The sequence below is a fragment of the Paenibacillus sp. FSL R7-0128 genome, from assembly GCF_038002245.1.
Taxonomy (GTDB): domain Bacteria; phylum Bacillota; class Bacilli; order Paenibacillales; family Paenibacillaceae; genus Paenibacillus_AQ; species Paenibacillus_AQ silagei.
Map to the genome: position 1 here is coordinate 344541 of NZ_JBBOCD010000001.1, position 21868 is coordinate 366408.

The 21868-nt window shown below is 55.3% G+C and carries 21 protein-coding genes and 1 riboswitch; of the genes, 14 read left to right on the forward strand and 7 right to left on the reverse strand.

Annotated elements, in window-relative coordinates:
• The first annotated feature begins 967 nt into the window (after window positions 1-967).
• The 6 genes from NST26_RS01450 (at window position 968) to NST26_RS01475 (ending at window position 6611) form a co-directional block, all read left to right on the forward strand.
• Complete coding sequence (locus NST26_RS01450) at window positions 968-2230, forward strand: alpha/beta hydrolase family protein (protein WP_340956540.1); 1263 nt, start codon at window positions 968-970, stop codon at window positions 2228-2230.
• A 109-nt stretch (window positions 2231-2339) separates the two neighbouring features.
• Window positions 2340-2927, forward strand: a complete 588-nt coding sequence (locus NST26_RS01455; protein WP_036732836.1) for a TetR/AcrR family transcriptional regulator — start codon at window positions 2340-2342, stop codon at window positions 2925-2927.
• A 275-nt stretch (window positions 2928-3202) separates the two neighbouring features.
• Window positions 3203-4114 (forward strand): ABC transporter ATP-binding protein, encoded by a 912-nt coding sequence (locus NST26_RS01460; protein WP_340956536.1) that lies wholly within the window; start codon window positions 3203-3205, stop codon window positions 4112-4114.
• The gene (locus NST26_RS01465) at window positions 4114-4851 is read left to right on the forward strand and encodes an ABC transporter permease (protein WP_340958165.1); all 738 of its coding nucleotides are present in this window, start codon (window positions 4114-4116) and stop codon (window positions 4849-4851) included. The genes NST26_RS01460 and NST26_RS01465 overlap by 1 nt, the downstream gene beginning before the upstream one ends.
• 3 nt (window positions 4852-4854) lie before the next feature.
• Entirely contained in the window at window positions 4855-6012 is a 1158-nt protein-coding gene (locus NST26_RS01470; RefSeq protein ID WP_340978327.1) for a sensor histidine kinase, read from the forward strand.
• Window positions 6009-6611 carry a response regulator transcription factor gene (locus tag NST26_RS01475; protein WP_340956532.1) on the forward strand — a complete coding sequence of 201 codons (603 nt, stop codon included), beginning with the start codon at window positions 6009-6011 and terminating at the stop codon, window positions 6609-6611. Before NST26_RS01470 ends, NST26_RS01475 begins: the two co-directional genes overlap by 4 nt.
• Before the next feature lie 428 nt (window positions 6612-7039).
• Here NST26_RS01475 and NST26_RS01480 read toward each other — a convergent pair whose 3' ends face one another.
• The 6 genes from NST26_RS01480 to NST26_RS01505 all read right to left on the reverse strand — a co-directional run bounded on the left by NST26_RS01480 (window position 7040) and on the right by NST26_RS01505 (window position 13137).
• Window positions 7040-7864 carry an ABC transporter ATP-binding protein gene (locus NST26_RS01480; RefSeq protein WP_235192090.1) on the reverse strand — a complete coding sequence of 275 codons (825 nt, stop codon included), beginning with the start codon at window positions 7862-7864 and terminating at the stop codon, window positions 7040-7042.
• A 79-nt stretch (window positions 7865-7943) separates the two neighbouring features.
• Window positions 7944-8705 carry an ABC transporter permease gene (locus NST26_RS01485; protein WP_340978329.1) on the reverse strand — a complete coding sequence of 254 codons (762 nt, stop codon included), beginning with the start codon at window positions 8703-8705 and terminating at the stop codon, window positions 7944-7946.
• Complete coding sequence (locus NST26_RS01490; RefSeq protein ID WP_036732817.1) at window positions 8702-8995, reverse strand: thiamine-binding protein; 294 nt, start codon at window positions 8993-8995, stop codon at window positions 8702-8704. Before NST26_RS01490 ends, NST26_RS01485 begins: the two co-directional genes overlap by 4 nt.
• A gap of 52 nt (window positions 8996-9047) precedes the next feature.
• Complete coding sequence (locus NST26_RS01495) at window positions 9048-10121, reverse strand: ABC transporter substrate-binding protein (protein ID WP_036732815.1); 1074 nt, start codon at window positions 10119-10121, stop codon at window positions 9048-9050.
• Window positions 10122-10270: 149 nt separating this feature from the next.
• Window positions 10271-10381: riboswitch (TPP riboswitch) on the reverse strand.
• Between the two features lie 72 nt (window positions 10382-10453).
• Complete coding sequence (locus tag NST26_RS01500) at window positions 10454-11905, reverse strand: hypothetical protein (RefSeq protein WP_076083459.1); 1452 nt, start codon at window positions 11903-11905, stop codon at window positions 10454-10456.
• 47 nt (window positions 11906-11952) lie between these two features.
• The gene (locus tag NST26_RS01505) at window positions 11953-13137 is read right to left on the reverse strand and encodes an MFS transporter (protein ID WP_340978330.1); all 1185 of its coding nucleotides are present in this window, start codon (window positions 13135-13137) and stop codon (window positions 11953-11955) included.
• Window positions 13138-13296: 159 nt separating this feature from the next.
• On the opposite strand from NST26_RS01505, the gene NST26_RS01510 reads away from it, so the two are divergent.
• The 8 genes from NST26_RS01510 to NST26_RS01545 all read left to right on the forward strand — a co-directional run bounded on the left by NST26_RS01510 (window position 13297) and on the right by NST26_RS01545 (window position 20457).
• The gene (locus tag NST26_RS01510; protein WP_339221824.1) at window positions 13297-13716 is read left to right on the forward strand and encodes a pyridoxamine 5'-phosphate oxidase family protein; all 420 of its coding nucleotides are present in this window, start codon (window positions 13297-13299) and stop codon (window positions 13714-13716) included.
• A gap of 208 nt (window positions 13717-13924) precedes the next feature.
• Entirely contained in the window at window positions 13925-14959 is a 1035-nt protein-coding gene (locus NST26_RS01515; protein ID WP_340978331.1) for an EAL domain-containing protein, read from the forward strand.
• 100 nt (window positions 14960-15059) lie between these two features.
• Window positions 15060-15734: a response regulator transcription factor gene (locus tag NST26_RS01520; protein WP_036732799.1), complete on the forward strand. Its 675-nt coding sequence runs from the start codon at window positions 15060-15062 to the stop codon at window positions 15732-15734.
• Window positions 15731-17170 carry a sensor histidine kinase gene (locus NST26_RS01525; RefSeq protein ID WP_340956521.1) on the forward strand — a complete coding sequence of 480 codons (1440 nt, stop codon included), beginning with the start codon at window positions 15731-15733 and terminating at the stop codon, window positions 17168-17170. The genes NST26_RS01520 and NST26_RS01525 overlap by 4 nt, the downstream gene beginning before the upstream one ends.
• 58 nt (window positions 17171-17228) lie before the next feature.
• Window positions 17229-18140: an ABC transporter ATP-binding protein gene (locus NST26_RS01530; protein WP_036732796.1), complete on the forward strand. Its 912-nt coding sequence runs from the start codon at window positions 17229-17231 to the stop codon at window positions 18138-18140.
• Window positions 18137-18853, forward strand: a complete 717-nt coding sequence (locus NST26_RS01535) for an ABC transporter permease (protein WP_076083440.1) — start codon at window positions 18137-18139, stop codon at window positions 18851-18853. The genes NST26_RS01530 and NST26_RS01535 overlap by 4 nt, the downstream gene beginning before the upstream one ends.
• A 2-nt stretch (window positions 18854-18855) precedes the next feature.
• Window positions 18856-19593, forward strand: a complete 738-nt coding sequence (locus NST26_RS01540; RefSeq protein ID WP_340956518.1) for an ABC transporter permease — start codon at window positions 18856-18858, stop codon at window positions 19591-19593.
• A 498-nt stretch (window positions 19594-20091) separates the two neighbouring features.
• Window positions 20092-20457, forward strand: a complete 366-nt coding sequence (locus tag NST26_RS01545) for an ArsR/SmtB family transcription factor (protein ID WP_036732785.1) — start codon at window positions 20092-20094, stop codon at window positions 20455-20457.
• A 233-nt stretch (window positions 20458-20690) separates the two neighbouring features.
• Here the strand turns inward: NST26_RS01545 and NST26_RS01550 are convergent, their stop codons facing one another.
• On the reverse strand, window positions 20691-21683 hold the full coding sequence (locus tag NST26_RS01550) for a cation diffusion facilitator family transporter (protein WP_340956516.1): 993 nt from the start codon (window positions 21681-21683) through the stop codon (window positions 20691-20693).
• Window positions 21684-21868: the final 185 nt, after the last annotated feature.

Below are 21868 nucleotides of genomic sequence, written 5' to 3' on the forward strand. Positions count from 1 at the left end.
CAATACGCCACAGCCAGTAACAAATATTGAAATTTTCTGCAAGAAATGCAACAATGCTGCCCAATATAAGCGGCCTATGCAGAAATCCTGCACCAAATGCAACAATGTCAGAGCTAACCTGCTCCAAACACCAAAATTCCTGCAAATGATGCAACATTGCACCGCAGCCAGTAACATGTCTGGAGAAATCCTGCAAAAACTGCAACAATGTTGCTCCATACAAGCGGTTGGTAAGAGTGAAAACCATCAAAATTAGCCAGAGATAGGCAGAACGTTGCCATGATGTGCTGATGCGGGGATATCGGGGTAAATGTATGCCGAAAACAACACACAATGTGCAACTGCAAGGGTTAGCGGGGTAAATGAATGCCGAAAACAACATACAATGTGCAACTGCGAGGGTGAGCGGGGCGAATGTATGTGGAAAACAACACACAATGTGCAACTGCAAGGGTTAGCGGGGTAAATGAATGCCGAAAACAACATACAATGTGCAACTGCGAGGGTGAGCGGGGTAAATGTATGCCGAAAACAACATACAATGTGCAACTGCAAGGATGAGCGGGGCGAATGTATGTGGAAAACAATATACAATGTGCAATTGCAAGGTGAACGGGGCGAATGTATGCCGAAAACAACATACAATGTGCAACTGCGGGGGGGATCGGGGCAAATGTATGCGGAAAACCGAATGCAGTGGGTTCGAGTGGAGGTGAGGGAGCCGAAGCGAGCGGAATACTATTCCCCCATTTGATTATTTTGCACGTATTGAAAAATTGCATTACAAGAAATATTGCGTGTTGCGCAAAAATATGGAAAGTGCTAAAATCTGGTTAGAGGCCGAATTTCGCTGGACGCCAACACCCGGGCCCGGAATCGCGCCGTAGCCTGATTCCCTCTTCCGCTTCGCGGCTGTGTCTGCTGTGGATGATCTTGAAAGGATAGATTGGAGAAGGAGGAGAATGGTATGGTACAGGTAGATGGGCAAGAGACAAAGGTGGCTGCACGGTTGACACACAAGGTATTCTTTGAGCGGGATGACATTGAATTCACGTTCCAGTGGCTGCTGTCGTTCGTACACTGCGGCGGTGTGGCACAGGGGGAAGTATTCAAGCTTGCAAGGAACATCGATCCCGGCTCTTTGACCAGCTGGAAGACTGAATTCGAGAAGGAAGCCGTTAAAATCGAGGCAACAGCAGAGCGCTGCCTGAAGAAAGGGCATCTGATCAGCGCCGGTGAGGCATTCATTCGTGCCCATTCGTATTACAGGGCAGCCTTCTATGGAGCTTTTCCCGGTGAACCGGATTTCGTTCGGTATCACGGCAAAAGTGTGGAATGCTTCCGCAAGGCGCTTGATGCGAAGTCTGAGCAGATCCCCCATGAGTGGGTCGAGGTGGAATACAAGGGGTATAAGTTCCCGGGCTGCTTCCTGAAGGCGGAGCACAGGAATGCGCCTAAGCCAACGATTATTTTCCATAACGGCGGGGAGACGCACAAGGAAGATACCTATTTTCTCGGAGGGCAAGCGGCTATTGACCGGGGATACAACGCGCTGATCGTAGACCTTCCTTATGATGTATGTGTCAGATTCTATGAGCCTGAGGCGACAGCACGGAACTTCCCGCGCGAGGAGCTGCATAATGTCTACAGAGCCACCACGGATTTCGTCCTGGCCCGTCCGGATGTGGACCCTGAGCGGCTGGTGGTCAGCGGCATGAGCTATGGCGGGGCCAAGACGATGGTGCATGCCAGCTGTGACGACCGCTTCGCTGCGGCAGTGCCGAACTCGCCGGTGTACTCTATGGCGTCCTTCATTGAACGCGGGATGCCTTCATTCCTGCGGGGCACCGCGGAAGAAGCGGCGGAGCAGAGCAAGAAGATGCCCTATACCGGCCAGGTTCTATTCGCCGGATCGGCTTGGTCGCACGGCTTCGACAGTATTGCCGAGTGGTATCATGTAGCCAGGGAAGCTATCGAGGTGGACCCGAAGGACGTCAAATGTCCCCTGCTCTCCATGTATTCGGAAGCAGAGCATCCTGAGATGCAGCGGCAAGCGATAGACACTTACGAGAAGGCTCCGAATGAGAAGAACGCGATATTCAAGGGGACGGAAGAGGATGGTGCCGACCTGCATTGCCAACTGAACAATCTGCCGCTCAGCTATCAGGTGATGTTTGACTGGCTGGACGAGGTGCTGGATTATAACATTCAGCTTCCAGTGGCGCAGTAAACCATTCCGCAGAATGATACCAGGGTCTGTAGTGCTGAAATTTTCAGCACCGCAGGCCTTTGAATACATATTGAATTGACTACATACAGGAATGGAGACATAGACGGACATGACGACTGAGAAACCGGGCTTGAGAGAACGCAAGAAGGAAGAGACCAGGCGGACGCTAAGTGATGTAGCCTGCAGACTTGCCATGGAGAAAGGGGCCAGTCAGGTTCGGGTGGAGGATATTGCCGCAGCTGCGAATGTCTCCATGCGGACGTTCAATAACTATTTTACGTCCAAAGAGGCTGCTATTGTCGGCAATGCCTATCAGCGTTCCGAGCGGATAGCGGCTACCCTTGCCAGCCGTCCTTCAGGTGAACCGCTTCAGGACTCCATCCGTGCCGCTGTGCTTGACGGATTCGCTGAGACTACAGACCGGCAGTGGTATGCACGCATCGTCCTCCTCCGCGATGATCCTGCATTGTTCGGCGCGACACGGAAGGTGGAGATCGAGATTGAGCGGGAGCTCGCCAAGGTGATATCGGAGCGTACACACAAGGATGTGAAGCTCGACCTGTACCCGGATTTATTGGCCGCGCTGCTTATGGCAGCGATACGCACAGCGGTTTTCCATTGGGTAAGCGCCCCTCCCGGAGGGGAGACGCTGAACGGCATGCTGGAACAGGCGATTGGGCAATTGAGGTTTGAATAATATGCACACGGAGGCGCTCCTGCTACGATAACGGAATCGTGGATAGGAGCGCTTTATTTAAATATAAGAATTTATATGTTTCACATGATAAATTATCCTTCTATTTCTCGCTGAAACGGTACCGTCCTTTAAAAGAACGGCAAAGCCGTTTCCACTTGTTGCCCGGGTGACAGTTGTCACTTTGAATCGGTGACAGTCCATACTGATGCTTCTCTCCGGTCTCCGGTACTATAGCAATATAGCCAAGAGGGCAGAAGGACACGGAGGGATACACGATGGAACATGTCATTGAAATGAACAATGTCAGCCGCAGCTTCCAGGAGAAGCAAGCGGTAAAGCAGGTGAGCTTTACGATTAGCCGCGGCTCGATCACAGCGGTGCTTGGCCCTAATGGAGCCGGCAAAACCACTACACTGGCGATGCTTCTGGGCTTGCTCGAGCCCTCGGAGGGCAGCGTGAAGGTGTTCGGTCTTAAGCCGGCAGACGTCAGAGTGAAGCAGCGGACCGGAGCCATGCTCCAGGAGGTCAGTGTCATGGACCGGCTCAAGGTCCGGGAGCTTCTGGCCCTGATCCGCAGCTATTATCCGCAGCCCATGGAGATGGAGGTGCTGCTTCAGGCGACGGGGCTGGGGGAGGCGGATCTGAACCGCTATGCGGAGAAGCTCTCCGGCGGGCAAAAGCGCAGCCTCAGCTTCGCGCTGGCGCTGGCGGGCAACCCGGATCTGCTGTTTTTTGACGAGCCCACGGTGGGGCTGGATACGACAGCGCGGCGGCATTTCTGGGAGAGGGTGCGGGGACTGGCCGGTCAGGGCAAGACGATTCTGTTCAGCACCCATTATCTGCAGGAGGCGGAGGATATCGCGGACCGGATTCTGCTGTTCAACCGGGGAGTGCTGGCGGCGGACGGAAGCCCGGATGAGATTAAGGCGAGACTGGTCAAGAAGTCGCTGTCCTTCCTGGCGTCCGGCGACCCGGCGCTGCTGCGCGGTCAATTGCTGGAGCTGCCAGCCGTGGAAGGCTGCTACGAGAAGGATGGACGGCTGCATGTGTCGACAGGGAATACGGATGAGGCGCTGCGGGCTATTTTCGTGAACGGGCTGGCCGTGCAGGATGTACGGATCGACCAGGGGAAGCTGGATGAAGCGTTCGAGCAATTGACCCTGAATCAAGAGGAGGCGGCAGTATGATGAACCCTATGATAGCCCAGTGCAAGGCAGAGCTGCTGCGGATTATCCGCAATCCCTATTATGTATTCTGGTCGCTGCTCATGCCGATTATGTTCTACTTCATCTTCACCCGGGTGGTGAATACGGGGACGGACGATACGAAGCAGTGGCAGGCGCATTATCTGATGTCGATGGCGGCCTTCAGCGTGATGGGCTCGGCGATTATGACCCTCGGCGTCCGGCTGGTGCAGGAGCAGACGCAGGGCTGGAATACGTTTATCCGCATTACTCCGCTGCCGTCTTCGGTATATTTTTCCGGTAAAATGTTCGGTCAGAGCATCATGCATCTGTTCTCGGTTCTGTGCATTTTCGCAGCCGGGTACCTGATTAACGGGGTATCGCTGACAGCAGCGCAGTGGCTGCTTAGCGGACTGTGGCTGCTTGCGGGCTCTCTGCCTTTTCTGGCGCTGGGTACGATTATCGGTTCCATGAAGCGGGTGGATACGGCCAGCGGGGTGAGCAATGTGCTCTATATGGGGCTGGCGGTGGCCGGGGGCATGTGGATGCCTCTGGAGATTATGCCTAAGCTGATGCAGAAGATCGGACACTGGCTGCCGTCCTACAATTATGGAGATGGAGCCTGGGCGATTGTAGCGGGAGATTCCCCGTCGTGGAAGGCCGTACTGCTGCTGCTCGGTTACCTGGCTGTATTTATGTTATTATCGGTCTATATAAGGCGAAAACAGGAAGCGGTGTAATCCATGGTGGCACGTAAGCAGTTCCGGATATTTCCGAAAAGATTCGGCTTCTTCCCCTATATCTGGCTGTTCTATCTGGTGTTCCCGGTGCTGAATCTCGATGGCTACAGCGGCTATAAGCTGATGTGGGGAGTGGCGCTGCTCCTGCTGTTCCTGGTGATTTACCGCCAGCTCTACTGGGCGGAAGAGAGAACGTATACGGCCTGGCTGGGGCTGCAGATGCTGATTATTGTCGTGCTAACCGTAGTCTATAGCCCCTACAACATGTATATGGGCTTCTTCACCAGCAACTTTATCGGCTGGTATACCGACTTGCGCCGGTTCAGACGGGCCTTGGCCATATTCACAGCTATGCTGATCGCGTTGGCTCTGCTGTCCCTGGATCAAATGTATAGCACGGGGGGATTGCTGTTCATGGTGCCCTTTGCGCTGATGATGCTGATTACTCCCTTCGGTATCCGCTCCATGAACCGGCGGAGGATGCTGGAGAAGGAGCTGGATCAGGCCAATGAGGTGATTAGAGAGATGATCAAGCGCGAGGAACGGATGCGCATCGCCCGCGATCTGCATGACACGATGGGACACACGCTGTCACTGATTACCTTGAAGAGCCAGCTTATTGAGAAAATGGTGGTGAAGAACCCCGAGCGGGCGCAGGCGGAAGCCCGTGAGATCCAGTGGACCTCGCGGGCCGCGTTGCGCCAGGTGCGGGAGCTGGTCTCAGAGATGCGTGCAGTCTCAGTTGCCGAAGAGCTGGTTGAGGCAGCGGAGATGCTGCGCAGTGCGGAGATCGCGCTTGAAGTTGAAGGGGATGCAGCACTGCTAGGCGTATCCGCTCTGACGCAGAGTATTCTCAGCCTCTGCATCAAGGAGGGCGTGACCAACATCGTCAAGCACAGCCGTGCGGACCAGTGCCGGATCAGCATCGTAATGACACCCGGCGAGGTACAGATTACGCTGGAGGATAACGGCATAGGGGTAGATGCCTGCGGCTCGGAGAGCACGGATCGCCGGGACGGCAATGGCATGAAGGGAATGGGCGAGCGGCTGGCCCTGATTGACGGTTCACTGACGCTTGCCCAGAGACCCGGAGGGGGAACCCGGCTGACGGTGGTCACACCAAGAGTAGTTAAGGATGGAAAGGATGGGGAAACGGCATGATCAGCATCATAATTGCCGAAGATCAGCGGCTGCTGCGCGGCGCAATGGCATCGCTGCTCGATCTGGAGGAGGATATTGAGGTAGCGGGCGAAGCGGGAGACGGGGCGGAGGCGTTGGCTCTGATCGAGCGTGTCCAGCCGGATGTGTGTCTGATGGATATTGAGATGCCGCTGATGAGCGGTCTGGAGGTGGCCGAGCTGCTGAAGTCGCGGGGCTGCCGCACCAAAATCATTATCCTGACCACCTTCGCCCGTCCCGGTTATTTCGAGCGCGGGGTGAAGGCCGGGATTCAGGGGTATCTGCTGAAGGATGAGCCGGTGGATAAGCTGGCGGATGCCATCCGCCGCGTGATGGGCGGGGGCCGCGAGGTTTCCCCGGAGCTGGTCTTTGGCAGCCTGCGTGAAGAGAACCCGCTCTCGGACCGGGAGCGGGAGATTCTGAAGCTGGCTGCCGCAGGCCGCAGCGCCGGAGAGATCGCCGCGGCGCTCCACCTCTCCTATGGCACGGTCCGCAACTACATCTCGGAGATCCTCAGCAAGCTGGAGGTAAAAACACGGATTGAAGCGGTACGGCTGGCGGAGGACAAGGGCTGGATGTAGGGCGGGGGAACCTGGTATTTATAGCTTGATATTACTCATTCGGGCAGATTTAATTGTACAGACTACAGTTATAGGAGGCGAGCGATCCTTTTTACTGTTTTTAAATGTACAGAATACAACTACACGGGTGAAGTGGTTCGCAACTTACATTACACCACCTGAGTTTGTTCTAGACCATTGTATTTTCTACAACAGATGCTCCTTAAATCCACCGCAAATTTGAATCTAATGCACTTCGTACAGCAGAAATCTGCGAAAAAGGCTCTTTGGGGCCAAAGAACAGAAATCTGCTGTACGAAATACAGCAGATTTGAGTTTGGCCCGGAGTATTGCGGATTCTATTGCACCAAATACAATCAGTTAGAAATAAGTTGCTGCCGAGACGGCACAGCAATGAGCGCAGCAGTACCAGCAGGCAAAGAGCCTACTTAGCTCTGGCTCTTCGCCTGCTCCTCGCGCATCCACTCTGAGAGCTGGCGCCGCATCCGGAGGAACTCCGGCGAATCGGCGATCTCTTCGCGGCGCGGACGCGGGAACGGGACCTCCACGGTGTGGAGGACGGAGCCGGGACGCCCCGAGAAAACATAGATGCGGGTGGAGAGCAGCAGTGCCTCTTCAATGTTATGAGTGATGAACAGCACGGAACGGCGGTTTTCCTCCCACAGCTCCAGCAGCCAGCGCTGCATCTGCTCGCGGGTCAGCGCATCGAGCGCGCTGAACGGCTCGTCGAGCAGCATCAGCTCCTGCGGCGCGAGCATGGCCCGCAGGAAGGCGGCCCGCTGCTGCATGCCGCCGGACAGCATGTGCGGGTAGGCCCGCTCGAAGCCGCCTAGGCCGATCTTCGCCAGCCAGTGGCGTGCAGCCTCGCGGGCCTCCCGCTGCGGGGCGCCTTGCAGCTCGCCGCCAAGCAGGACGTTATCCAGTGTGCTGCGCCACGGGAACAGCGCGGGCTGCTGCGGCATATAGCTGATCTTGCCGCGCTGCCCGGTCACGGGGATGCCGTTCATGCGGACGGTTCCGGTATCCGGCAGCGTAAGGCCGCCGATGATATGGAACAGCGTGCTTTTGCCGCAGCCGGACGGGCCGACAATGGAGACGAATTCCTGCGGCTCCACGGTCAGGGACACCTGATTCAGCACCTGTGTCTCCCGGCGGCGGTGCTTGAACGACTTGCTGATGCCGCTGACTTCGAGCGCAGGCGGCACACTCCGTGTACCCAGGCGTCCGTCTCCGTCCGCCTTCTCCAGTTCAATCCTCGTAAGCTCAGACACTTCGCGTAACCTCCTTCAGTTGATTATAAGTACTTCCGTGTTGGGGTATCCTCCCGTGGCATTAAGCTTCCTTGCGCGGCTTCCAGCGCACCAGCCATCTCTCCAGCAGGGCAATGAGCGCGAATAATACGAGACTCAGCAGCACGATAATAGCGATGGCCACGAACATCCGGTCCGCACGGTAAGAGGACTTCTGCAGCAGCATATAGTAGCCGATCCCTTTGTCGGCGCCGATCCATTCGGCCACCACTGCGCCCATCACCGCATAAGTGGCGGAGATTTTGAGCCCGGAGAACAGGGAGGGCAGCGAGCCGGGAAGCTCCAGCTTGGTGAAGATCTGCCACTTGCCTGCACCGGCCATCTTCATATAATTCAGCATTACCCGGTCGCTTTGCGTCAGCCCGCCCATGGTCGCAACAGCCACAGGGAAGAAGCAGACGAGGGTGATCAGGATGATTTTGGGCAGCAGGCCGAACCCGAACCAGATAATCAGCAGCGGGGCAAGCGCAATGGAGGGCACATTCTGGCTGAGGATCAGCAGCGGATAGAGCGCTCGCTTGACCCAGGGCAGCAGATGCAGCAGCAAGGCGGTGAGCAGGCCGATGCCTGTGCCGACCGGGAAGCCGATCAGGGTCAGCCGCAGCGTGGCGGCGGTGTGCTCCCAGATCCCGGAGGCGTTGTTCTTCGACTCACGCGCGATATCCGTGGGACTCGGCAACTGGTAAGCTGGGATGTCGAACAGCATGACTGATAGCTGCCATATCCCGACAAAAAAGAGGACCGCCACAAAGGGCGGCCACACTAGCTTCCAGGTGCTTCTCACGGCCGGTATTTCTCCGTCAGTTTCTCCATGCTGATGCCGCCCGGATTATGGGCGATCTTGATCTGTGAGATCACACTCGGACTGCCGGAAGCGATCAGCGCCTCATGCATGTCACGCACAATATCCAGCAGCTCGGACAGCTCGCCTTCCATCGTGGTCTCCAGCGGATTCACCTGATGCTTCACGCCTGACTTTTGAATGACCTCTATAGCCTTGTCCACGTAAGGGATGGAATCCTCGTTGTTCGGTGTCTTGGGAATTACCTGAATGCTGAGCAGTGTGTTAGCCATGATGAATCCTTCCTCTCCAAGTTAGGTATAAGATTCCCGCCATGCGGGCTCATTATGATTCCGGCAAAAATTCATTCGTAAACGTACTCTCCGCATCCAGCGGCTTATCCAGCAGCTTCAGGCCGTACATCCAGTCGGCGTAATTCTTCCAGATCTCAAGCTTCTGCTCACCCCAGCGCGGGGCGTCGTCCTTGTATTTCGGGCTAAGCCATTTCTGGCTGGCCAGCACCAGCTTGGGGTCCAGATCAGGTACAGCATCAGACAAGACCGTCGCGGCTTCTTCCGGGTTATCGATAGCATACTGATACCCCTTGGACGTAGCCTTAAGGAAGGCCTTCACCACTTCAGGATGCTCGGCGATCTCCTTCTCGCTGGTGGTCAGCACCGGTGTGTAGTAATCAAGCTGCGGCGCATAATCCTTAAGATACAGCATATCCAGCGGCTCGCCGCGCAGCTCGGCCTCTACCCCGGTCCACGCATAGAAGATCCAGGCGAAGTCAATATCCCGCTTCACAGCTGTGAAAAAGTCCGCTTCGCCGATATTCACCAGCTTCACCTTGGAGACATCCCCGCCTTCGGGGTCCATAATCGCTTTCATGGCGGCCTGCTCCGCAGGGGAGCCCCAGCCTCCGTACGTTTTGCCTTCAAAATCCTTCGGCGTCTTAATATTGCGGTCCTTCGGAGCCGCGAAGCCCGAGGTATTATGCTGAATGATTGCAGCAATCGACACCAGCGGCACATCCTGCAGGCGGGCCAGGGTCAGCGCCTCCTGGGCGCTGATGCCGAACTGGGCTTCGCCGGAAGTGACCATTGTATCCGACCCGGCAGCGCCTGGCTGTACAATCTGTACGTCAAGACCTTCCTCCGCGTAATAGCCCAGCTCCTTGGCTGCATACAGGCCGGTATGATTCGTGTTCGGCGTCCAGTCCAGGGCAATCTTGACCGGAGTCAGCGCCTTAGGTGCATCTGTGGGTGCGGCTGCGGTTGCATCAGGTGCAGCCGTACTGTTCCCGGCAGCAGGTGCGCTGGCCCCCGCATTGCCGCTGTTGTTCCCGCCGCCACATCCCGCGACCGTGAGAACCAGCATGGAACTGAGCAGCAGCATTACTGTTTTTTTGACTCCCATTTCTCTTTTTCTCTCCTTCCAGCAACCCCTGGTCTTCAGAGCTTACAGAAACCCTATTCCTGTACATCCATATAATCAAAAAAGCGTCCCGAAGATCGGGACGCCAGTTACTTGCGTGAGGGGAATTCAGCTTCAGTACCGCTTAAGGCACTGTGCCGAATGAAGATTCCTACGCTGGCATTATCCAGATCAGGTATAAGGGTCAGTATCTTGTGGGATACAATCTCAGCCGGCCAATTCCAGCACCCCTGGTTCTATAAAGTTCACGGGTATTGCTATGTTCTTACGGTGTATTATAGACGGCAGCTTCGACATTGTCCACCCTCTGTGTCTTAATCCCTCGTATAATGCCGCTTCTTGCGGCGGCTGCGGATGCCGTTCCAGATCTCTCTCAGCGTTAAGCCGACACTGACGGTGATCCCCGAGAAGGTCAGGAACAGAGCCAGATACTCGAACGCGGAGTACTCCAGCATTTTGCTCCAGTCGATCTGGCCCTTCAGATCCTCGATGACCTGATTCATCCCGTATATCCCGCTGATGACCGTAAATACGGTGAGCACCATCAGGAGTGTATCCCGCCGTTTGGCCTGGAATTTGTCCTGGTACTGGAACAGGTCATTCAGGGTCATTTTCACCTCATCGAACAGAGCATCATTGCCATATACCTTACGCAGTTGAAAAAAAATCTCCCGCCCCTGCGACTGTGAAATCAGCTCCAGGAAGTAGAATTTGGCCGAGAATTTGTTGATCAGGAAGATCAGATTCTCGATCTCGTCGTTATCGTGGTTGATGCGCAGCCGGGAGTGGAGGTTGGCGAGCTTCAGTAGCACGATTTTATGAAAAATACTCAGCAGCATTCCGTAATAATATTCGCCGTACATCTGGCTGATCAGGCCTGCGGCAATCTCCGGCTTCGCCCGGCTCACGCAGCAGAAGGTCTGCTCATTGGTCATATAGTAGGTGTCCGGTCCCCAGCGGCTATAGCAATGCTCCCGGGTGTACTGCTTGATATAGTCTGGATCACTTGCACTCATGTAGGGGCTGCCGTCGATGGTCAGACCATCCACCTGAGAGGCACGGTAGAGCATTTCGACACTGATCTCTTCCTCATCCTCCGGGAGATTAACGCCGTAGAAGGCCTGCACCAGCATCCGTTCATCGACGAAGAAGGGCAGGGTCTCGAAATAATTGCCATTGGTCTCCGCAGGATCGAGATACGGCTCCAGCCCGGCTGCCAGATGCCTGAACACGAAGTCCTCCACCCGGGCAAAAGACTTCTTATGACAATGGATGAAGGTATGCTCATCCTGAACACTCACATCCTCCAGGTTGCGGAACCGGTCGGCGAATTCCAGCACCATGCTGAAGGGGAGATTCTCCTCCTCAATAGCCACTCTTACCGTCAGAAAGCCCAGCTCGAACGGGCAGAGGAACACATCGGTCGACAGCACGCGGAAGGGAACCGTCTGAAAGGGCATTTGCAGCCCGCACAGCAGATCATTGGCCCGGGAAAAGCGGCGGAAGGAATCCCTGTCCTTCTCACGCGGAAACAAGACATGGGCGGCAAACGGAAGATAGCTGCGCTCCATTTTCTCATGGGATACACAGTGGCTCTCTCCGTAATAGGCATGCTCCAGTTCCTTGTTCTCAAGAAAAAAACGCGTAAATCCATCCTTCTGTAAACTCTCAATCAGCTCTTCATCGACCTCGGCCTTGATGGAGAAGGGGAAAATGAATTGCAGCAAGGCGGTATGCAGAGTGGGCTCGGAATGCGGTATAGCCATGGGTGGGTTCCATCCTTATTCGCAGAATATGGACCTTGTAGCTTCAATTACCCGATTCTCCAGGCGGTTACGCTCAGCACGAATAACAGCGCGGCAAAAGCGGCCAAAAGTCCTGAGGTCTGGGCGATCTGCAGATGATCCATGGACCAGCCGGTCAGCAGCGGCAGCACTGCGCCGCCAATTCCGCCGGAGGCGATCATAATGCTGGGCGTGGATTCTTCCGCGCCGGGCAGCAGCTTGCTGGAGAAGACCAGCGCGATCGAGAAGATGCCGGACATGAACAGGCCAAGCAGCAGGATGATCGCAAAGGCGGCAAGCCGGTGACCGGCGAACGGGAAAATAACGAGCAGCAGCAAAGCGGCAAAGCAGCTGACGAGCACATAGATGCGGTAGGAAATCTTCTCGGCGATGACACCGGCGAACAGTCTGCCCGCCGACATGGCCAGCCAGAAGAAGGTCACCGTGAGTGCAGCCGCGGCCTCGCTCATGCCCAGCTTCGCAATGAAGATCGCCGGCATGAAATTCACCAGGCTCATCTCAGTGCCTACATAGAGAAAGAAGAACAGAATGAACAAGCCCAGCACGACCCATTGCTTGCCCTTGTAGGGCAAGGACAACCGTCTGGTGGTTCCCGCTTCCGCTGCCGCAGCGCGGTCAGGGCGGGCAGGCCGCTCATTCAGCGCGCTGTCCAGCGGGCCGAATCTGCTCTTCGCCCAGAAGAGCAGCGAGAGGAGGGAGAAGGCGGCAACGATCAGGAAGGCCAGCCTCCACTGCCCTGCGGCAATCAGCGGACTGGCCGCCAGCGGCATGAGCAGCGCCCCGACACCGAACAGCACCTCCAGCCGGCTCATGGCAACCGCCGTTCCTTCGGTGACTGCGGCTATAATAATCGTGCCGATGACGGCTTCGATCATCCCGAAGCCGAACCCTGCGGCTACGGCAATTACGTACATCCAGCCCCAGGGCGGGAGGAAGGCGTAGGTAATCTCGGCGCTGAACAGCAGGCCGGTGGCAATCAGAATGCCGCCGCGCTTGCCGAACCGCCGGTTCAGCAGCGGCGAGACCAGTACGCCGGCCAGGAAGCCCGCGAACTGGCTGAAGATCAGCTCGCCCCCTGCACTGTAGCTGCGGTCATAATGCTGGAGCAGCACTGGAAGAATGGAGCCCAGGACGACATGGGCGAGGCCGATTACGAAATAGGAGAGACAGCCGATCCAGATTAGTTTTTTCAAGAATAAGACTCCTTATGAATCAATTTATGAACAGATGGCGGGATTCAGAATGAACGGGAAGGGTACACTATATTAGGCACAGGTTAATCATAAATCCAAACCGTGGACGTGAATATATAAACTTATATTCACATGAATTTGAAGGGAGCTGTGACGTCAATGGATAACAAAGAGCTGGAGAAAACAATCATACAGGTGCTGGACGATAACAGGTTCGGTTCCTTCGGCACGATTGAGGCCGGTAACAAGCCTAAGGTGCGTTACATGGCGATATTTCATGACGGACTGTCCATCTATCTGGCAACTAACCGCAAGACTCATAAGGTAGAAGAGCTTCAGGATAATCCGAATGCTAGTCTCTTGCTTGGCTATGAACAGGGCGGCGGTAAGGATGTACTGGAGATTGAAGCTACAGTTGCTGTGACGAAGGATGATAGCTTGCGCTCTAAGGTATGGAATGAATCCCTGGAGAAATGGTTCAAGGGACCGGATGATCCCGATTATGTCATTCTTGAGCTGTCCCCTTCGCGGATTGAATATATGGGCAAGAACGGTGAGCACGGGGTATGGCAGTCTTAAGCGGTTGTCTCCGGTAAAAGGATGGCAGTGGCCGGTAACGGATAAGTTCCGCCTAAGCCTAAGTACTATATAGTCCGGCAATCCGGGCCTCTTAGGAACCTTCATGGTTCATAGGGGGCCCTTTCTGCTGCTGCTTTTCGGATTGTGCCGGAGGAATCATGATATAATGACCTCAGGTTATCGACATCATGAGGCGGAGGGGATTGCCATGAACTGTGTTGATTGTGCTGACATCGACCCGATTGAGGATCAAGGGGAGCTGAAGCTCCGCCCCTGCTCTGATCCGCTGGCTGCTGCCATCCGGAATGCCGGTTATGAAGTATTTCAGACAAGCAAGACCTGTATCATTCCATATCATAGTAAGGAAGAGCTGTTGAAGCTTATAGAAATGCTTGTGGCGGCTAAGGACATAGCGGACTCCTTATCCGTATGCGTTAAGAGCAAAGGTGCTCCTGCGGCTCCGGACCGGTGGCTGACCTTCGATCAGCTGAAGGTCCGCTTCGCTAACGAGAATCTGGTGTCCATCATTATGAGCCATGATTTTTGCAGCCACATGCAGCCGATTGTGAATTTCAGCGAGGAGATTGTCGGCTTTGAATTTCTGCTGCGCCCGCTGCCCCAGGGCAGTTATTTTCAGCCCTATGAGCTGTTTGAGATTGCCCGGCGGACAGGATTTCATTCCTTCCTTGACCGGGCCGCCCGGATCTCGGCGATCGAGACCGGCAGTAAGCTGCTGCCTAAGGGCATCAAGCGGTTCATTAACTTCCTGCCCTCTTCTATTTATAATCCCAAGTATTGTCTGACCCATACCTTCGAGGCGATCCGGAGGCTGGACCAGGACCCGGAGGATTATGTATTTGAAGTTGTGGAGACCGAGCAGATCAGCGATATTGCCCATCTGCGCGCCATCTTCGCTGAATACCGCCAGCAGGGGATGCGCGTTGCGCTGGATGATGTCGGCGCGGGCTACTCCACGCTAGAGCTGATGTCCCTCCTTCAGCCGGATTATGTCAAGGTTGACCGTAGTCTGATCAGCTTCTGTGACCGGGATGAGGGGAAGCAGCGGATGCTTAGGGAGATTATCTCCAGGGCCGGAGAATTCGGTGCAAGCCTGCTGGCCGAAGGCATTGAACGCCGTGAGGAATTCCTGATCTGCCGTGATCTCGGTATGGACTTGGGACAAGGCTATCTGTTCGGGCTGCCGGAGGATAAGCCGCCGGGAAGGTTCGGAATTACGGCCTGAACAGCAAGTATGATTCTCCCCGGATACCGGCAGACCTCAAGACTGCCGGTATCCGGGGATTTGTGATGTCACTTGGAAGGAAGAAAGGACGGTTAACAACGTGAGTGTAACCCTATTGTACGTAGAAGACGACCGGGAGATCGGCAGTGTCGTAGCTGCAGATCTGCGGGAACGGGAATATGCTGTGCGCTGGCTGGAGAGCGGAGACGGGGCGCTTGAAGCTGCAGAGGGCTGCCAGCTTGCGATTCTGGATGTGATGCTGCCGGGGCTGGACGGCTTCACCGTCGGCCAGCGGCTGAAGCGGGCTTATCCGGAGCTGCCGGTTCTGATGCTCTCGGCGCGCACCTCCATTGACGATAAGCTTCAGGGGCTGGACTTCGCGGATGATTATCTGACCAAGCCGTTTCATCCCGATGAGCTGGCGGCGAGAATCGAGGTTCTGCTGAGAAGAAGCGGCGCTGCCGCGCCCGCTCAGTTGACCCTTAAGCATCTGGTTGTCATACCGGGGAGTAGTGTGGTCACGGAAGCTGCGACCGGACGGGAGATTATGCTTACCGGTAAGCAGTTTCAGATCTTCTCTTATCTGCTGCGGCATCTGGGCCAGATTCTGACCAAGGAGCAGATCTATGAGGCGGTCTGGGGGGAGAGCTATATCGAAGGCGACAAGACGCTGATGGTACATATCCGTTATCTGCGCGAGAAGCTGGAGCTTGATCCGGCCGCGCCGGAGATTATTGAGACGGTCCGGGGGATCGGCTACCGGGTGAGAGGGTGAAGGGGGCAGGGCGTTTCCAGCTGCTGCACCGTTCGCTGCTTTTTCGTTATCTGCTGATTATTGTAGCTGCACTGCTGTTCGTGCCGGTTGTTATTCCGCTGACGATTGCCGTATACAGCATCTTCGCGGGGGCTACTCATACAAGTCCACCCAAGGAGTATGAACAGTATTCCAGTATAGATAAGCTGGAGATTCTGTGGCATGAGGAAGCGCGCAAGCTTCTTGGTGAACCCCCGGCGGATATTACCAAGCGGCTGTCGGCCTTAGGTGAAGCCTATCCGTTGTCGAGAATATTCTGGGTCGATCCTGCGGGCACAACACAGCTGGTTACAGAGCCTTCAGGACCGCCGCTGCTCTTGACGGGAGAGGCTCCGGCTGTTCCCGCCCAGTGGAGCGCCGCTGAAGCGGTATCCTTCATGAAGGACAGTGCGGCGCTGAAGCCGCTGGCGATTGTCGCTTTTATAGGAGACCGGGCAGAGGCCGCAGAGGGCTTCATGGTCATGCAGATTCCTGAGGATATTACGGAAAGCAAATATGCGGCAGGACTGGATAAATGGTATACGATTGCCATGCTGGTGTTCTTCCTGCTGTTCATCACCAGCTCCTGGTTCTTCTTCATCATGATCCGCAGAAGACTGCTGCGGCTGCAGACCGCTATGGTGTTCACCGGGCAAGAGGGCTTGCCGCAGATTGTTCCGCCGGGGAAGCCGGATGAGATCGGGCGTCTGGAGGAAGCCTTCAATACCATGGTGACGGAGCTTAAGGCAGGCCGTGCCAGAGAGGCGGAAGAAGAGGCGCTGCGCAAGCGGCTGGTGGCCGATCTGTCGCATGATCTGCGGACTCCGCTGACCGTCATTCGCAGCCACCTCCATGTACTGGGCAAGGAGCCGTTGTCACCGCATGGCCAGTCCTCCCTTGAGCTGATGGATCAGCGGATTGAGAGCCTTGGCATCCTAATTGAGAACCTGCTGTCCTACAATCTGCTGAACAGCGGACGCATTGCGCTGCACCCGGAACGCCGGGATGTGCTGAGACTGGTGCGGGAGAGCGCCGCCGCCTGGTATCCGGTGTGGGAGAAGGAGGGGTACCAGATCGAGATTGATCTGGAGGGAGCGCCGCTGTACTGGGAGATCGATGACAGCTGGTTCCGCAGAGTGCTGGATAATCTGTTCCAGAACATTCTGCGTCATGCGCGCAGCGGATTATATGTAGGCATACTTACGGAGATCCGTGAGGGCAACCGGGTGATTATCATCTCCGATCACGGCGGCGGCCTTGCGCAGAGCACGGATTCCGCAGGAGCCGGCCTGGGCCTGTCGATTGTCGATCTGCTGCTGAAACGGATGGACCTGGAATGGAGCATGGAGAGCACGGCGAAGGGGACCGAGGTTGTGATCTGGAAGCGGGACGCCCCGAACAATTTAAACAAAATTTAAACTTGCTGCTTCCGTGCTTTTAACCTTGGGGCGTTATGCTGTTACCGAGGTGAAGAGAATGAAGGATACAGTGATAGAGACAAGAAATCTGCTTAAGGAATACCGCGGCCGTGCGGCTGTGAAGAACCTGAATCTCAATATTACAAAAGGGGAAATCTACGGCTTCCTCGGACCGAACGGTGCCGGCAAGACAACAACCATCCGCATGCTGCTCGGCCTAATCAAGCCGACCTCCGGCAGCATTGAAATCTTCGGCAAGGAGCTGCGTGCGAACCGGATGCAGATTCTGCGCAAGGTAGGCTCGCTGGTGGAATCGCCGTCCTACTACGGGCATCTGAGTGCATGGGACAACCTGGAGGCGATCCGCCGCATTCTGGGTGTGCCCAAGGTGCGTATTGCCGAGGTGCTGGAGATCGTATCGCTTACCGGGGAGGAGACGCGGCCAGTCAAGGGCTTCTCGCTGGGCATGAAGCAGCGGCTGGGGATTGCGGCAGCCCTGCTGGGCAGCCCGGAGCTGCTGATTCTCGATGAGCCGACCAACGGACTGGACCCGTCAGGCATACAGGAGATCCGCTCCCTGATTAAGCGGCTGCCTGGAGAGCAGGGCATTACAGTTCTGGTATCCAGCCATCTGCTGAGCGAGATTGAGCAAATGGCCGGTACGGTCGGCATTATCCGCGAGGGGCAGATGGTCTATCAGGATACCATTGCACATCTCCAGCAGCAGGCGGCCGGCCATCTGCGTCTGGCGTTATCCGAGCCGGAGACTGCGCTGATGACGGCGGTGCGGCGCGGCTGCGGCGGCGAGCTGCAGGAGGGCCGGCTGGTTCTGCCCCGGATGAGTGATGCGAGAGTATCGCTGCTGGTCAAAGAGCTGGTCGAGGAGGGTCACGCAATCTACAGGGTGGAGGAGCACAGGCAATCTCTGGAGGAATTCTTCCTGCAGGTGGTTGGGGGAGGGGAGCTATGATGTGGCGTGCGCTGTCGGCGGACTGGCTTAAGATCCGCGGCAAAGGCATTTGGTTCCTCGCCTTCCTCGGCCCGCTGGGTCTTATCGCTATGCAGGGGCTGAATTTCGGCCTCCGTTATGACTATCTTCGCGGGCAGTACCGGGAGGACCTGTGGGGTGGACTGCTCAGTGAGGTCGTACCCTTCGTACCGATTGCCCTGTATCTTGGAGGCACACTGATCTGCTCTCTGATTGCGAATGTCGAGCATCAGACCAGCGCCTGGAAGCAGCTTCTGGCGCTGCCTGTCTCCCGTACGGCTGTGTTCATGGCGAAGCTGCTGCTCTGCCTGCTGTTGCTTATCGTGTCCTGCCTGCTGCTGTCGGCAGGAACTGTCGTCCTCGGGCTGCTGCTCGGATTCGGCGCTCAGCCGATACCGCTTGCAGATGTCCTGCGGATAGGCTTCGCCGCTTATGCTGCGGCCATGCCTGTCATTGCACTCCAGCTGTGGCTCTCTCTATCCAGCCGGAACCAGACCCTTCCGGTATCGGTGGGATTGACCTTGTCGCTGGTCAGCCCGTTCGGTGTGTACTTCACGGAATGGTTCCCGCTCTCCTGGCCGGTCTTGGCCTGGAGTGATCCGCGTCCTTGGCTGTTCAGCGGAGCCGGCCTGTTGCTTGGACTCCTGGTAATCCTGCCTGGAGCCATACATTTCGCGCGAAAGGATGTGGACTGAATATGCGGACTTTTCTGCGAATAATGTCTGCGGAGTGCATGAAGATAGCCGGATTCCGCACCTGGCTGTTAATACTGCTCAGTCCGCTGATCTCCCTGCCGATAGGCGCGCTTTCGGACATGCAAGAGGATAGGGTGATAACCTGGCAGGTTCTGCTGAGCACAATGTCAGCGGTACATGCGCTGCTGTTTCTTCCGGTACTCTCTGGACTCTTCGCCGCTTTAATCTGCCGCAATGAGCATAGTGACGGCGGCTGGAAGCAGCTCCTGGCGCTTCCGGTTACACGAACCTCCGTATATTTTGCCAAATATGCATTAATTGTAGCGCTGCTGGGTGCGGTTCAGCTGCTGTTTCTTGCAGGGGTTCTGGGAGTGGGATGGTATCGGGGTGCAGAAGGGGGAGTTCCTTGGGGGCTGATGCTGAGCAGCCTGTTCGGGGGCTGGTTTGCCTGCCTGCCGCTGGCTGCACTGCAACTGGCGATATCTCAAGGCTGGAGCAGCTTCGGCGCCCCGCTTGCGCTGAATGTCTGCTTCACCATTCCCAATATACTGATTGCGAACTCCTCCACCTACGGTCCTTATTATCCATGGGTGCAGCCGGTGCTGGCCATGTCCCCCTTCGGCGAAGAACGGTTCGGCGCCTTCAACCTGCCGCTGGAGAGCCTGATGATTGTCGTGGCGGGTAGCCTGCTTCTGTTCCTGGGTGCTGGCTTGATAGCCTTTTGGCGTAAGGCGGTATAAGGTTAGCAGGTATCGGAATGCGGCTGGCGGGAAATGTTAAACTAATCCTATGTTAGGGTTCACGTACGATTTAAGTATGCGATTAAGGTATACGAGGTATGCTTAAATGCACTCTGTACAACTAAATCACCTGATATATGGCCTAGGAGTGGTTTAGTTGCACTTCGTACATTTAAAAATCCATCTGTACCGGATTCTGACCCATTCGGGCAGATTTAGTTGTACAGACTACAGTTAGAAGAGGAAAACCTTTCTTTTCGGGGTTTTTAGATGTACAGACTACAACTATCACTGAATGTTCGAAGCGAACCCGAACGAAACTGATCATACTAGCTGATCTCGCTGACGGATAGGCTATACATCGCCGCATGTTTAAGTGAATTCCCTCCCGTATTTTCTTCTCAATGGACATTGGACGCCATTTTTTCTATAATTAATCGTAGAAGATACTATTAAGCGCCGGTGACACCGGATGAGCATATGGAGGAGGGCGGGAGCATGGAACCAGCGGCACTTGAAGAATGCGACAACACCTGTAATGGTTCCGAACTGGAACCGGAATCGATGGCCTTGATTCTGCCGGACCGTGAGATCACAGATAAGATGGCAGAAATGTTCAAGGCACTGGGTGATCCGACAAGAGTTCGGCTGATCTACGCGTTATCCCAGCAGGAGCTATGTGTGCATGACTTGTCCTCTATACTGGATATGGGACAATCGGCAGTCTCCCATCAGCTCCGCTATCTGCGCAATCTGCGGATTGTGAAGCGCCGCAAGGAAGGTAAGACCGTATATTATTCGCTGAATGATGCACATGTGGAGCAGATTTTCCTGCAGACCCATGAGCATATCCGGCATGAATAGATTGTTATGATAGCAAAGGGGCTGCCCCCAAGCCAGGTAACGGCTTGGGGCAGCCCCTTTTATATTATGATGTGCGATAAACCAAATATATGTGGAAAACAGCATACAATCGGTCGTTGTGAGGGCAAGTGGCCGAATATATGTGGAAAACAGCATACATTCGGCAGGCATACAGAATCGTTAGATTTTCCTCGGACTCCCTCATTCTCCCTTACCCGCTTACCACCTCTTCCTCAGACCGGAAGATCACCGTGCTTCACAGCAGAATTCTCAATTTGCAGTGTGGAGTGCTGGATGCCGAAATTCTCTTCCACTAATTTAAGTGCCTGCTGCAGCACCTGCTCCGTATTCACCCCGTCTTTGATCAGCAGATGACCGCTGAGAGCATCCAGGCCGGAGGTGATGGTCCAGATATGCAGGTCATGCACATCCTGAACCCCTTCAATTTGAAGTAGCGCCTTTTCGACCTCTTCGGCATTCACGCTAAGCGGAGTTCCTTCCATAAGGATGTGGAAGGCCTGCTTGATGACACCCCAGGCGCTGCGCAGGATGAGCAGGGCGACCAGCACACTGATGATAGGGTCTGCCACATACCAGGAGAACAGGTTCATAATCAGTCCAGCCGCCAGCGCGCCGACGGAGCCGAGAGCATCGCTGATTACATGCAGGTAAGCGCTGCGGATATTGATATTGTCTTTAGCCCCGCTTTTGCGCATCAGTGACCAGGCGCTGACGAGGTTGGCCAGCAGTCCGACACTGGCAATCAGCATCATCGTTCCGCTGGCTACCACCGGAGGGGCGGAGAAGCGCTGGAAAGCTTCATACATAATGAATCCGGAGATTACAAACAGGGTCACCCCATTGAACAAAGCCGCCATAATCTCAAACCGGTGGAAGCCGTAGGAGTTCTTGGAGGATGCCGGTTTCACCGCGATAATCATGGCCACAAGGCTAAGGGCAAGGGAGGCGGTATCGCTGAGCATATGCCCCGAGTCGGACAAGAGAGCCAGGCTCCCGGTGAACAGGCCACCGAAGAATTCAAGGAACATAATACCGCCGGTGATAATTAAGGCGATCAGCAGGCCTTTCTTATTATCCGGTGCGTGGGAATGTGCATGTGAATGTGCATGTGAATGGGAGTGGGAATGCGAATGCCCGCCAGCGTGCGAATGAGTGTGTGTTCCAGCATGTGAGTGAGTGTGTGAATCGGTTTTGGAATTGTTCATTAGATAGGACCTCTTTTCAGTTAACATATGAATGATTGCTCATATGTTAATATTATGGCCAGCTCAGACAAATTACAAGCTTTTTTATATAGATGAAGAATAGTTTGTCCAAAATAACTCCATCGGCATCCAGATTCTTCACAGTACATAATTAGCCACAATCTGTGGGCTGAATGCATTGACAC